Genomic DNA, 12,961 nt, shown 5'->3' with positions numbered 1-12,961 from the left:
GGTTCACCGTATAGGTCTTGCCGCCTTCATCAACGTCTCATAGCTCGTCGCCCCCAAGTACTGATTACGGAGGGTGCCGGAAGGATCAATAATATAGGTGGTTGGATATGCTGTTACTGCGTAATCCCTTAGCACCTCTCCACTCTCGTCCAACACAATAGGGAAGCTAAGCCCTTCTTGATTCGCGTACTTTCCCACAAGCTCATCGCTTCTCTCCTGGCTCGTTGCGTTCACAGACAGCAAGACCACATTCCGATCTTGTTGATCACGATAGAACTTCTCCAGGTGGGGCATCTCAGCTTGACAGACGCGGCACCATGTCGCCCAGAAATTGAGAACAACGGTCTTGCCGCGATAGTCGGATAGCCGAACGGTATTGCCATCCAAGTCCCTCAGTTCAAAGTCAGGAGCGGCTTGATCAACACGGGCGCTCTGGCCAACAGTCCCGTCAAAAATCGTAAAGCCGAGCATGGCGACGAGGAGTAGAATGCCGAGCGATTGGCTCGCGATTTTGGACGTCGATTGAAGCAAGATAGCCAGCAATACGACCGCCATAGCGAATCCCACATAATGAACCGTGCCGGATGAATCATCCAGCAGAATAAGAGCAAAGAACGAAACTGCAGCCATTCCGGCTCCCCAGGTTCCTGCTACCTTCAATGCCTCTCGGCTTCCGTTCGGGCGATAATTACGCAGAAATAAATAAGCGAGTGAGATGATCGAGGCAAGCCAGACGCCCCTCAGCCCACCGCTAAAGAAGACCAGTGACAACGGATGGCGGATAACACCCTGGAAATCGAATAACATCAGACTGGCTTTCCAGACGATGATCCAGAGGAAAACGGCGTTCCAGGCCTGTCCTGCTCGCCTCTCCCTCTCCGCATGGTTCCGATCCCGGTAACGGACGATCAGAACCCCTGCAATACCCGCTATGAAATAGATCAGCAATTCGATATTCAGTACGAACGTGCCGATTTGCAAATTTGCCAAGGTCAATCGCTCCTTGTGTATGATTTGAACAGATCCTCGATGACACTAGGATCAAATGGGCTCACGACTTTGTATTCCCAGCTATATTTCTTCTGATTGCTGGACCCGTTATAAATGCGCAGGTAATTCGGACTTCCATAATGTATGCCAAAGGTTGGGCCGCTCCAGGTATGGAACCAGATCTCATATTCATCCCCACTATTCCCCTGCGCAGAACCCTTCCGCAGCCTGATATCGGATAAATTTTTCATCATTGCTGTGATTATCGCTTGATCGGTAATTGTTTGTTCACTTCCGTCCGGTTGATGCCGGTATTTATTTATCCGCATTTCATTTACCGATTCAGAGGCATTCATCTGGTCGAGAACCAGTTCCTTAAATGAGGTTCGCGTCTGCAAAGCAGAGTATACCCCGGCACTTCCTAAAATGAGCACTGCTAAACTTAAGCGAATATACCAAGTACGGCGCTTCATTTCGGCTCTCCTCCTCGCACTCGCAATAGGCTCACTATTCTAGCAATCTCCCCTGCAGTCATAGAATGCATCTATCAATGAAAAAACACCCTCAAGGATAATTTCCATATCTTGCGACATGAACACGATCTCTTGAAGATGTTCAGCTTAGTCCGTCCAGTAATATTTAAATTTTGTATCATCTATATCCATATTAATGGAATTCTTCATCCTAATCAATATTTTGCCGAGCTCCTTACGCAATTAGAGACTTAAGACTTAAGGCTTCAATATAACCTTAATGCAATTCTTCGTGATCATTGAAAATACGATAAGCATCGCTCGCTTGTTCCAACGGCGTACGATGCGTAATGGCTTCTGTTCGATATACTCCAGAGCAGACTTCTTGCCGTCCATGCCTACAATCAATGACGACATCGGCCCCACCGTGAGTGATTTCCTTCAGATACTCTCCCATGTCGTCATGCTTGGTGAAGTCAAATGTTCCACATAATTAATTTTCTTTCCCCGCCCGGATAGTTGCTGAATTTTTCCCTCATCATTGATCCGGCATCAGCGGATGATGAAGAGGCTGTGCTAGCTTACATCTGACGCAGCTCCGTTCTCCAGGTAGGATATTGTGGTTCCCAGCCATATACAGTCCTCGCTTTAGTGTTCGATGCTCCGCGTTCCCACCCCTGTCTTCCCTCCTGATATTCCGGAGCAGGGGCTTGCAGGGCTTTTGCGTAGATCGGTAGCCAGTCGATTCCCGCAGCAGGCTCATCATCTACGATATTGACGGGACCGGATGGCCAGTTTAGAGCCAATAATGCCGCATGGGCCGCATCCTTGACATGCAGGAATGACATAACTCCATCTGTAGCCGGAAGTTGATGATTCTGCACTTGCTTCGCCATTTCACCTTGAATGTCATACCATGTCCCAGGGCCATAGAACATCCCGTAACGCAAAATGACATGATCCGCAACTTCAGCCACGGCCTTTTCCAAAGCGACGATGCCATCGATGCTTATTTTTCGCGGTAATGGAGCGTCTATATCAAGAGAGTCTTCTTCTCTAGCTGGCTGATCACCTGATTCATAGGCCCAGGCGATGCTCTGGGCGATCATTCGCTTCACACCTGCAGCCTTCGCAGCATCCACCAAATTGCGAGTCCCCTCGATTCTGATTCTGGCGTTATCCTGAAAGTTTCGATCGCTCAATGAAGTAAGCTGATGAATCACTACATCCGGCCGGATGTCCTTTATAGCAGAAAATACGGCTTGCCGGTCAAAAATATCAAGAACGTGCTCTTGAGCTCCTAAACCGCGGATCAGCTCCGTACGTCCCGAATCGCGCGTCATTCCAACAACTTCATGCCCTGCTTTCACCAGTTTGGGGAGCAGCAGACATCCGATCACTCCCGTTGCCCCTGCTACGAATATTTTCATGAGTAACGCCTCCACATCTTTACTTTCGAGTTGGTAATTTCTGTGTTAACAAGCAGACTCGTATCCATAATATCACTTTTGATTAGCTTTTCGCATACAGTTTGAACCAATCTAACGTTTCTGCAATCGCTAGCTCATGGGGCGTTGTATCTGTACCAAAGGCTTGCTCATATTTGCTAGTGTTAACAATGAACGGTTTCTCAAATAAATAGAGGGTTTCTTTAATCTCTTTCATGTTGGCGTTGAACAAGCCCATCAGAGATACCAAAAGTTTAGGTGCAATGCGAAATTGGGGCCGCCTGCCTGCCGCCTCATAAACCATATTGACGATTTGTCTCGTCGTTATTGTAGCTGCGCCCGGAATATGCCAAATCTGCCCCAATGCCTCTTCGCGCGCTCCCAGCGTCACCAAGCCTTTTGCAAAATCACGAATATAGAGGTACGTATGAGGAATATCGATATTTCCCAGCACCTCCGCAGCCCTTCCCTCTAGCGCCGCCTTGAAGATTCGTTCCCCCAAAGCGGATTCCAGAACACCAGGACCATAGAAGTCTGCGCCACGGCCGATCGCTGCCCGTACTTTGCCGCGATGATGCGCATCTAGCAGCACATCAGCCATTTGAGCGCGCGTTCTGCCTTTGTGCCCGGTTGCGCCATTTGGTACATCCTCAGTAAGAACCCGATGCTTGCTTCCATACATGTACAGATTATCGCCATAGACGACTTTAGCCTCTTCCCTCACGGCCGCATCAATGATGCCATTCATTATTGGCGGGAACTTCTGCGGCCATTCCGTATAAGGAGCCTTGGCGCAATGATATATAACCGCCGCCCCCTTGCAAGCATGGCCGATGCTATTGCCATCAACAGCATCCCCTTTGACAACCTCTACGCCTGAGGGCACACTAGCCTGACCGCTTCGATTCACCATCCGCACGCATTTTCCCTTGCGAAGAAGTTCCTCCATAACCGCCATTCCCAGCGGCCCTGTTCCGATAACGACATGCAGCTCATCCATCCCTGTAGCCATACCAACCGCCCTTTCCGAAATTGAGATCATAATTCCTATAAGCCAATTATATTTTAAATATTTACTTGAGTAAATTATTTTATTTATGTAAATCAATTTTGTGAGTCAAGGCCATTCTTCCCACCCCAAAAAAAAACCAAAGCCAATACCGTAAAAACGGTATCGGCTTTGGGGCGAATAACTAGCCATAAATAGCGATAGCTCCATACTTCTTCTATTATTGATTTTCAAGCAATTGAAGATGGACTTCATAGAAGCCATTAATATCATTGGAAGCGTATTGCTGTGCGGTCAGGAAAGAGCCATAAAAGATCGTAAACAAGACCTTCACCGCATTATCGACGGATATTCCCTGCTTGAGCTGCTGCAATTCTGCGGCTTCTGCCATGCAACGCTTAAAAAGCTCATAAAGATTTGGCGCCTGGCTTCCTATTTCTTCTGCATCGGGGAACAAAAGCCGGATTTCCGCTCTGCTTAAAACTTGCAAATGGGGATGCATTTTCATTTGGGCGAGGAAAGATATTAGGCTTGGCATAATGCCCGTAATTGTCCGGGCTTGCTCTCCGACTTTGTAGAGCAGATGCCTGATCGCATCGAAGCCACGCTTCTGCAGGTGCTCGATTTCAATTATCCGTTCCGTCAGCCATATTTGCATGAAATAGATCAGCACATCTTCCTTTTTCGGAAAAAACTTAAAGAAAGTAACGCGCGATAGCTCCACTTTCTGACAAATCTCTTCTACCATAACTTCATGAAACATCTTATCTTCCATTAAGGACAGGCTTGCCTCATAAAGCGCTATCTTTGCTCTCGCCTTCTTAATCTCCCTTAGTGAAATATCCGTATTGGTCATGCTCATCATCCTATTATTTTAGTTAACTTATATTAATCAATTAACTAAGGATAATCAAGCTTGTCAATCAATTACGTTCTCAACCTTTCTTCTCTTTTAACCCGCCGATGCAGCCAAATGCCGCTATTGCCAATCCACCGCTTACGGCGGTTGTTAAGGAGAAAGCCCGGACATAGTCCTCCAGGCTGGCTTCCGCAAGGGGGGAGCGCAGGGTAGCCGAGAACAAAATGCTAATTAAGGCTACCCCAAAAACATTCGCCAAATACATCAAGGTGGTGAACAGCCCTGAACCGGTTCCTGCTAATGCCGATGGCACCTGATGCAGGATCATATTAGCCAGCGGTGTCGTTGCCATGCCCAGACCTAGTCCGTATACCGATAGAATCATGATATTTTGCCAATGGAATAAATGAACTGCATCGACTTGCAAGGACCAGATCAGTATTAATAAGCTGGCTCCCATCGTAAGCATTCCCGTTTTTAATACCGCGGCCCCCCATCTCTGCACCATCCGTGATGACAATAATGAGGCGGTGAAAAATCCCAGTCCCAGCGGCAGAAAGGCAAAACTCGTCTCTGCAATGCCATAATGCAGTCCCGACTGCAAATAATAATTCAGAATAAAGAAAAACGTAAACATGCTCAAATATACGACCAGCTCTGTAATAATGCCAACACGGAATGACCTGATTTTGAAAATGGACAGCCCCACCAATGGGATGCGCCCCGTCTCTTCTCTCTGTTTCTGCAACAGCACAAAGACCAATAGCAGCAGGATGGACACTCCCAAGCAGCCCCAGATCCATAGCGGCCAGCCTTGCTTTTGCCCGATGGTTAATGGATAGATCAGCATGAGCAAGCCCGGAATAATCAATGCGATCCCGAACCAATCAATACCTTGACTGTTCTGTCCGCGGGATTCGGGGACGATAGGCAACCCCATCATCACCAGCAATCCAAACGGCACATTAAACAGAAACACGATTCGCCAACCAAGACCGAATAAATTCCAGTCGACCAATAAACCGCCCAGGATCAGTCCCAACGTGAATCCGATACCGATCACTGCGCCGTAAATGGCGAAGACCAAGCCTTTTTCACTGGGGAGGAAGCTGCTTTGCATGATGGATAAAACCTGCGGTTGAATCATCGCCGCCGACAGTCCCTGAACGATGCGAATGATAATGAGTAAAGTCGGGTCCGACACCATTCCGCCGAACAAACACATACAAGTAAAGCCCATCACCCCGATCCATAACATGCGTTTTCGTCCATACATATCTCCCAGCTTCCCGCCCAGGATCAAAGCGATGGCCAGCCCTAACGAATATCCGGAGAATATCAGCTGTGCTTCAGCGAAGCTGGCATGAATGCTCGCCTGCATGCTGGGAAGCGCCACCTGCATCATATAATTGTTCAGCGAAATCAACAGCGTTGGCAGCAAAATCAGAATTAAGGCGAACCAGCGGCGCGGATGGGCCTGCGGCATTGGATCAAGTTCACTCACCTGGGCCGCAGTCGGATTATTCAAAGTCATTTATGGCAGCTCCCTTCCCTGCAGCAGTCTCCATTCGGATGAAACGCAAAGGCTATTCTCCCGTTCACTGGATTGTTGTAGATGTCGCAGTCAATATTGTAGACATGCCGGACCAGCTCTTTGGTCAACACCTGCTCCGGCGTCCCGCTGGCCACGATCTCCCCGTCTTTGACCGCGTACAGCACATCGCAGTATAATGCCGCAAGCGACAGATCATGTAAGGCGGCCAAAGTGCCGATCTGCAATGATTTCACGACCGATAATAGCTGCAACTGATATTTGATATCCAGATGATTGGTCGGTTCATCCAGAACGAGCAGCTCCGGTTGCTGGGCAATGGCACGCGCCAGAATGACTCGCTGCTTCTCGCCGCCGGAGAGCGTAGAGTAACTGCGCTCCGCATACTCCAGAAGATCAACCTTTTGCAGGGCTTCATGGACGATTGCGTAGTCCTCGTTGCGATCGGATTCCAGAAGCTGTTTATGCGGAGTGCGCCCCATCATCACCATTTCAAGCACCGTAAAATCAAAATTCATATCATTAAATTGTCCAACGACGGCCATCTTTTGGAAAACCTTTTTCGGCCTTGCCTTCATCACATCGAGACGATCCAAAAATACCGCCCCCCGCTTGGGCCTAATTACTTTATAGATCGATTTTAGCAGGGTGGATTTGCCACAGCCGTTTGGTCCGATGATGCCTACGAATTGACCTTGCCCGACATACAGTGAAATCTCATTCACGATTTGGACGCCATTCACGGCTACTACAATCTCATTGACGGCCAGTTCCATACTAGTTACCTCCAAATCCGTAGTTCTTCTTCAACAGCATGTACATCAACATGGGGGCTCCAAGAAGCGCCGTGACAATTCCAATGGGCAGTTCGCTGTTAGGTATAACCGTCCTTGCCAGCACATCCGTCCAAACCAGGAAGATGGCGCTAAATAATATGGCTACCGGCAGCAATCGTTTATGGTCTGAACCCACCATGCTCCTCGCAATATGCGGAATGATAAGCCCAACGAAACCGATAATGCCGCATGTGGCAACAAGCGTCCCGGTCAGAACTGAAGAGATCACCATATATAATCCTCGATAGGCTTTCATATTCATACCAAGCGTTATAGCTGCTTCGTCCCCCATCAGCATCGTATTTAGCACCCGTGACTGCATCATAAAAAAGAAGATGGCAGCAACCGTTATGCCTCCAACCAACGGCAAGCTATCCCACTTGGCAGAAGCGAGACTGCCCATCGTCCAGAATGTAACCGAGCGGATTCCCTCGGAGCTGCTCGCCATATAAATAATGAAATTGGAGCATGCGCTGCATAGTGCATTGACTACAGTACCCATTAGCACCAGCTTGGCCGATGATATTTTCCCGCCTAAATTGGCTAATATCATCACCGCTCCGGCTGCTCCTAACGCCCCTATAAAAGCCCAAAACGCTACGCCCATGTTTCCTGCCAGACTAGCCGTCCCAATCCCCAGCATAATGGAGAAGGTCGCCCCCAAGGAGGCGCCTGACGAGATCCCGAGAATATAAGGGTCCGCCAGCGGATTCTGCACGAAGGCCTGCATGACCGTCCCGCATAATGCAAGTCCCGCACCCACAATCATCGCCAGCAATACCCTTGGAAAGCGAATATTCCAAATGATATCCACCGCCCCGGCTGGCAGCGTCCCATCCGGATGATCGGGTAAGCTGCCAAACATCTGGTTGACCACGATCCGCATCGCATCGCCAAAGGATACAGAAACTTGACCAATCGATAAAGCTAGTCCAATCGAACCTATCAAACCAAGAACGAGTGCACATATGATCATCACGAATGAAAATGGCTTGCTTGCCAGCTTCCCGATGTCAGCCGATTGACTTTTGATCTTCTTATATGCTTGCGGCCTTGCCATGCTTATTGTCCCCCAAATAGCTCGGGTTGTACGAATTGAGCGACTTCTTCATACAATTCTGTGAGCTGCAAGCCCCCTCGAATGGCATTGGTGTAGTCCGCCACCATGACATCCCCGGTTTGAATCGCCTTCATATTCTTTAGACGCGGATTAGAGAGCAGCTTATTCTTAATGCTTTCATGGTCGCTTTCCTGAAAATGGGTCAGGATGATTTTATCCGGATTCGCAGCGATAATCGCTTCGATTTGCAATTCGATGTAGCCGTCCGCTAACTGCATATACTCTCCGCCCGCGCCTTCCACCATCTCATCGATCACGCACCAGGATGGAGGATAATAATCGTAGTTTTCACGCCCGGCGCTTGCCAGCAGCAGCACCTTAGGCCTGGTCTTCACATCTTGTGCCTTCTGTGTAATCTCATTGATTCTGGTTTGCTGCTGCTGAAGATAAGAATCGGTCTGCTCCTCGACATTGAAGATTTTTCCAAAGTTCCGAATATCCTCGAAATAGTTAGCGATGCTGCGTCCGATATTGAAATTCGATGCGGGAACCACCTGGATGCCCCTCTCGTTCCAGAAAGAGATCCCGCCTAACCGATCTTCCTTAAATGCCGAAGACATCGAATAGATCAAATCGGGCTGCAAGGCGATAACGGCTTCTTTGCTCGGCCACAGCTCCGTTAGGAGCGGCAATTCGGCGATTTCTTTCGTATACGGAGAGAAGGACTGATCAAGATAGGCCAACCCGGCAATCTTATCCTTTTGCCCGAATTGAATCATCAGCTCTGCCATAGCTGTTCCAAGCACAACTACTTTTTGCGGTTCCTTCTCGATGGTCTGCTTCATTTCCGTCCCTTCATCCGTATAAATTTGCAGCGTAACCGGATAATGCTGACTGCCGTGCTGTCCCGCCTCTGTTCCTCCTTCCACAGCCTGACTATCGGTGTTCACAGAATGAGCTCCCTGCTGCGACGAATTGCCGCATGCAGCGCTAAATAAAGCGAGCACCGTCAACAGTATAGTGAACTGAATTAATTTCATGCTTGAGTTTCTCATGATTGCCTCCCCTGAAAATTCTGCAAATTTGGACATGCTTCTCATTCCAGCAAATGATAAAATTAGCGGCATGACCAATTGATAATCATTATCAGTGATAATGAATCGGCGTTCTACCTGCAAAGGTATTTTCTTTACCTGTAAAAGAAGCCGAAAAAGCCAAAAAGGGATTCCGGACATGCTGATCATGTCCGGAATCCCGCCGGTAACCTCTCGTCTATTCTATTGACTTTAACTAATGGGAGAACCTTCTGAGGTATTCGCTTGGATTGTATCCATAAATTTTACGGAAAGCTGTCGTGAAATTGCTGACATTGCTGTAACCCACAGCTACCGCTGCTTCCCCTATATTCATCCGCTGTACCTCCATGTAATAGAGGGCCTTCTCCATCCTCTGCTTCCGCACCAGCTCGAATACGGTCGTGCCAAAACGCTCCCGGAAGCCCTTCTTCAGCTTGAATTCATTAAGCCCGACTCTGCGCGACAGCTCCTGAAGCGACAACGGCTGTTCGAAATAACGAATCGCCAGTTCCCTGGCTTGATCCAGTTTCAGCAGATCATCATGCGTCAGAAAGCGGTTAGGGCTCTCGATTTCATAACCTTCCACTTCTCCGAACAAAGCGATCAGCTCCATCGCCTTGCTCTCCATATACAGTCGTTTCAGCGCCTCATCATAAGAGCAGTTCATCATATCCGACACACATCGATGGATTTCCGGTGTATTCGGGTAAGGATTAATATGCCCTTTATGGCGGGTCAGCCAAGTCTCCATTTTATGCTTCTCGCTCAGATCAGCTGCATAATGGAACAACGCTTGTGGGGATAAGCGCACCTCCAGCATTTGATGACGAACGTCCGCCTTCTTCTCCTCATGGACCAATTCATCCTCGAAAAACAACACATTGCCCGTCCAATGACGAGTATGGCTTTCTTTGCCATCCCATTCACAGTAAATGTCTCCGCTAAGGCAATAGCTAAGCTCAAACAGCGGACAGGCTTCCTGAATGCGAAGCTTCATATCCTGCGCATAGGTCAGGTCGGTTACAACAATCTCCATACCGGGACGGATTGGCATTCTCAAAATGCTTCCCTCTCCAACCTGCGGAGGAATCGTGATATGCTGTTCCCATGAACGTCGCCGGGTTTGTCCTTGGATCAGATCCGTAAATTGATCAAAGAGGCTGTGCACCTCGCTGTTCAGTATATTAAGAGTCAATCAGACCACCTACTTATTTCGATAATTGCCCTTTTTTTCATATTCATATAAGTGCATTATACTCTGTCTATCCCAGGAAGGCATCCTGCCGGGTTATTAAACTTTGTGTTTATCCGTAGTACCCGCTCATCCAATTCATTTTAAAATGGTATAGTTAGAAAGAAAGTTAAATTTCAGTGTAAGGCAACAGCTGATCCAACACAATACCGGGAGGAAAATCCGATGACATTGCAACAACTCAAATACTTTATCGAAATTGTGAACTGCGGCTCGATTAATAAGGCGGCGGAGGGGCTTTTTATATCACAACCGAGCTTGTCCAATGCGGTAAAAGACCTGGAAAATGAGGTTGGTGTCGAGCTCTTTATCAGAACCCCAAAAGGCATTACTCTAACCATAGACGGTGTAGAGTTTCTAGGTTATGCCCGTCAAGTCATCGAGCAGGCAAGCTTGCTGGAGCAGCGCTATTTAAGCAAGAAGCCGACCCGCCGCCTATGCTCCATTTCAACTCAACACTACGCCTTTGCCGTGAATGCGTTCGTGAATATGGTCAAGAAAACCAATGCGGATGAGTATGAATTTACATTACGCGAGACGCGGACTCATGAAATTATCGAGGATGTCAAAACCTTGAGAAGCGAGCTGGGCATTCTATATATGAACCCGTTTAATCGAAGAGTCCTTGAAAAACTGCTGCGCGAGAATGGGTTAACCTTCCACCCTCTGTTTACCGCTAAACCGCATATTTTTGTCAGTACGTTGAACCCGCTTGCCAAGCAAGAGTATGTTACGCCTGAAGATTTGGAGGAGTATCCTTGCCTCTCCTTTGATCAGGGGGAGAACAACTCGTTCTATTTCTCCGAGGAAATTCTCAGCACGGCATATAGCAAGAAGACGATCCGCGTTAGCGATAGAGCAACCATCTTCAACCTGATGATCGGCCTCAATGGCTATACGATTTCAACGGGCATTGTCAGCGCCGATTTGAATGGGGATAACATTATCGCCGTGCCGCTTCGTATCGAAGACACGATCGTGGTTGGCTGGATTGCGCATCATTCAATACAACTGACCAAGCAGGCCATGATGTATCTGGAAGAATTAAAACAGGTAGTATCCGAATACGATGTTCTTATGGATGGTTAGATATAGCTAATAGCTATAACAGAGCATAGAATAATGGCGTTACCCTATATACTCCTATTTGTATTACATTTTATGTACCATACATTTTAGGAGGACTACCCTATGAGCAAGAAATTTCAAACGGTCGGCAGCTTGCTTCGCCCTCAGGACCTGCTGAGCTACAAACACCAAATCGAACATCGCGACGATATTGCGTATCCGTTTTATGCCGATTTCTCGGGATATGAGGAGTGCGAACATCAAGCGACTAAAAAAGTGATAGATCAGGAAATAGAGCATGGACTGGAGATTATAACGGACGGCGAGTTCTCCAAGTCGATGTGGCATCTGGATTTTGTCTGGGGATTCGCAGGTATCAGCCGCTATATTGCTGAGCACGGCTACTTCTTCCGTGACAAGGACGAGACCCAAAAGTACGAGACACGCCGCGATATCGGCCTGCGTATTACCGCGCCGCTTAGCGGCAAAAACCATCATTTCATCAAGATTTTCCAAAGACAGGCCGATATTGCCGGCAACCGGGAGACGAAGCTTTGTGTCCCATCGCCCTCCCATATTTTTGGTGAGCTCTCATGGTCGGACAATATTGGCGGCAAAGATTCCGTCTATTCCACGCCACAGGAGTTAAAAGCGGGACTTATTCAGGCGTATAAAGAGTTCGTTCAGGAATACGCCGCCGCTGGAGGCAAAATCCTGCAATTCGACGATTGCTTGTGGGAGATTTTTGCGGATGACAACCCTAACTCCCCTTACACCGGCAAAAATATTGACCAAGAGACCGTTCAAGCATTAGCGGCTGAATTTATCGATATCAATAACACAGTGATTGACTACGGTCACAGCCTCGGTTTGAAAATGTGGACTCATAACTGCCGCGGCAACTATGATTCTCGAAATATGGGCGGCGGCTCATACAGCAAAATTGCCGACTTGTTCTTGAAACAGCTGAAATACGACCGCTTCTTCCTGGAGTGGGACGATGACAGAGCGGGTTCGCTTGAGGCTCTTGAGGTGTTCAAGGACAGAAGCGATACTGAAATCGTACTCGGTTTGCTGTCGAGCAAGACAAATACGCTTGACGACGAATCCCGTGTGTTCAGATTGCTGGAGGAAGCGTCCAAGATTATTCCGAAAGAACGCTTGCTGCTCTCGCATCAATGCGGTTTTGCTTCCTGTGATGGCGGCAATGAACTAACCGAGAACGAGCAATGGGCCAAGATTGACCAAGGGCAAAAAATTGCTCAGCAATATTGGGGCGAGTAATTGCCGCAAGATATATGAAAAGACTCCTGTCCAGTACAGGAGTCTTTTTTTAAG

Annotated in this window: 12 protein-coding genes and 1 pseudogene; 2 read left to right on the top strand and 11 right to left on the bottom strand. The window is 48.0% G+C overall.

Annotation, left to right across the window (positions count from 1 at the left end):
• Positions 1–3 precede the first annotated feature (3 nt).
• The 11 genes and pseudogenes from DMN77_RS10435 to DMN77_RS10385 form a co-directional block, all read right to left on the bottom strand.
• On the bottom strand, positions 4–990 hold the full coding sequence (locus DMN77_RS10435; RefSeq protein ID WP_179014818.1) for a TlpA disulfide reductase family protein: 987 nt from the start codon (positions 988–990) through the stop codon (positions 4–6).
• A gap of 2 nt (positions 991–992) precedes the next feature.
• A complete protein-coding gene (locus DMN77_RS10430) occupies positions 993–1,463 on the bottom strand; it encodes a hypothetical protein (protein ID WP_179014816.1) in 471 nt (156 codons plus the stop codon).
• A 354-nt stretch (positions 1,464–1,817) separates the two neighbouring features.
• Positions 1,818–1,967 (bottom strand): annotated as a pseudogene (locus DMN77_RS23890) (glutathione-dependent formaldehyde dehydrogenase); the annotation flags it as partial.
• A gap of 77 nt (positions 1,968–2,044) precedes the next feature.
• Positions 2,045–2,893, bottom strand: coding sequence for an NAD-dependent epimerase/dehydratase family protein (locus DMN77_RS10420; protein WP_179014815.1), 849 nt, complete (start codon positions 2,891–2,893; stop codon positions 2,045–2,047).
• Positions 2,894–2,975: 82 nt separating this feature from the next.
• Complete coding sequence (locus DMN77_RS10415; protein WP_218652928.1) at positions 2,976–3,923, bottom strand: NAD-dependent epimerase/dehydratase family protein; 948 nt, start codon at positions 3,921–3,923, stop codon at positions 2,976–2,978.
• Between the two features lie 217 nt (positions 3,924–4,140).
• The gene (locus DMN77_RS10410) at positions 4,141–4,776 is read right to left on the bottom strand and encodes a TetR/AcrR family transcriptional regulator (protein WP_179014813.1); all 636 of its coding nucleotides are present in this window, start codon (positions 4,774–4,776) and stop codon (positions 4,141–4,143) included.
• A 79-nt stretch (positions 4,777–4,855) separates the two neighbouring features.
• Entirely contained in the window at positions 4,856–6,313 is a 1,458-nt protein-coding gene (locus tag DMN77_RS10405; RefSeq protein WP_256872341.1) for an MFS transporter, read from the bottom strand.
• Complete coding sequence (locus DMN77_RS10400; RefSeq protein WP_179014812.1) at positions 6,310–7,107, bottom strand: ABC transporter ATP-binding protein; 798 nt, start codon at positions 7,105–7,107, stop codon at positions 6,310–6,312. The genes DMN77_RS10405 and DMN77_RS10400 overlap by 4 nt, the downstream gene beginning before the upstream one ends.
• Position 7,108: 1 nt before the next feature.
• The gene (locus DMN77_RS10395; RefSeq protein ID WP_082790117.1) at positions 7,109–8,227 is read right to left on the bottom strand and encodes a FecCD family ABC transporter permease; all 1,119 of its coding nucleotides are present in this window, start codon (positions 8,225–8,227) and stop codon (positions 7,109–7,111) included.
• Between the two features lie 2 nt (positions 8,228–8,229).
• Positions 8,230–9,282 (bottom strand): ABC transporter substrate-binding protein, encoded by a 1,053-nt coding sequence (locus tag DMN77_RS10390; RefSeq protein WP_256872340.1) that lies wholly within the window; start codon positions 9,280–9,282, stop codon positions 8,230–8,232.
• 235 nt (positions 9,283–9,517) lie between these two features.
• A complete protein-coding gene (locus DMN77_RS10385; RefSeq protein WP_179014810.1) occupies positions 9,518–10,498 on the bottom strand; it encodes a helix-turn-helix transcriptional regulator in 981 nt (326 codons plus the stop codon).
• Positions 10,499–10,720: 222 nt separating this feature from the next.
• Between DMN77_RS10385 and DMN77_RS10380 the strand changes: the two genes are divergently transcribed.
• Complete coding sequence (locus tag DMN77_RS10380; protein WP_179014809.1) at positions 10,721–11,644, top strand: LysR family transcriptional regulator; 924 nt, start codon at positions 10,721–10,723, stop codon at positions 11,642–11,644.
• Positions 11,645–11,746: 102 nt separating this feature from the next.
• Positions 11,747–12,907 carry a cobalamin-independent methionine synthase II family protein gene (locus tag DMN77_RS10375; RefSeq protein ID WP_179014807.1) on the top strand — a complete coding sequence of 387 codons (1,161 nt, stop codon included), beginning with the start codon at positions 11,747–11,749 and terminating at the stop codon, positions 12,905–12,907.
• Positions 12,908–12,961 lie beyond the last annotated feature (54 nt).

Origin of the sequence: Paenibacillus sp. 79R4, assembly GCF_013393165.1 — a bacterium.
GTDB lineage: Bacteria > Bacillota > Bacilli > Paenibacillales > Paenibacillaceae > Fontibacillus.
Note: the sequence above shows the minus strand (reverse complement) of the source record. Positions and strands in the feature narration are given on the sequence as shown.

Bases quoted from the DNA above. Each gene is read 5' to 3' on its own strand.
- DMN77_RS10430 (WP_179014816.1), bottom strand. From the start codon at position 1,463: ATGAAGCGCCGTACTTGGTATATTCGCTTAAGTTTAGCAGTGCTCATT.
- DMN77_RS10420 (WP_179014815.1), bottom strand. From the start codon at position 2,893: ATGAAAATATTCGTAGCAGGGGCAACGGGAGTGATCGGATGTCTGCTG.
- DMN77_RS10415 (WP_218652928.1), bottom strand. From the start codon at position 3,923: ATGGCTACAGGGATGGATGAGCTGCATGTCGTTATCGGAACAGGGCCG.
- DMN77_RS10410 (WP_179014813.1), bottom strand. From the start codon at position 4,776: ATGACCAATACGGATATTTCACTAAGGGAGATTAAGAAGGCGAGAGCA.
- DMN77_RS10405 (WP_256872341.1), bottom strand. From the start codon at position 6,313: ATGACTTTGAATAATCCGACTGCGGCCCAGGTGAGTGAACTTGATCCA.
- DMN77_RS10400 (WP_179014812.1), bottom strand. From the start codon at position 7,107: ATGGAACTGGCCGTCAATGAGATTGTAGTAGCCGTGAATGGCGTCCAA.
- DMN77_RS10395 (WP_082790117.1), bottom strand. From the start codon at position 8,227: ATGGCAAGGCCGCAAGCATATAAGAAGATCAAAAGTCAATCGGCTGAC.
- DMN77_RS10390 (WP_256872340.1), bottom strand. From the start codon at position 9,282: ATGAGAAACTCAAGCATGAAATTAATTCAGTTCACTATACTGTTGACG.
- DMN77_RS10380 (WP_179014809.1), top strand. From the start codon at position 10,721: ATGACATTGCAACAACTCAAATACTTTATCGAAATTGTGAACTGCGGC.
- DMN77_RS10375 (WP_179014807.1), top strand. From the start codon at position 11,747: ATGAGCAAGAAATTTCAAACGGTCGGCAGCTTGCTTCGCCCTCAGGAC.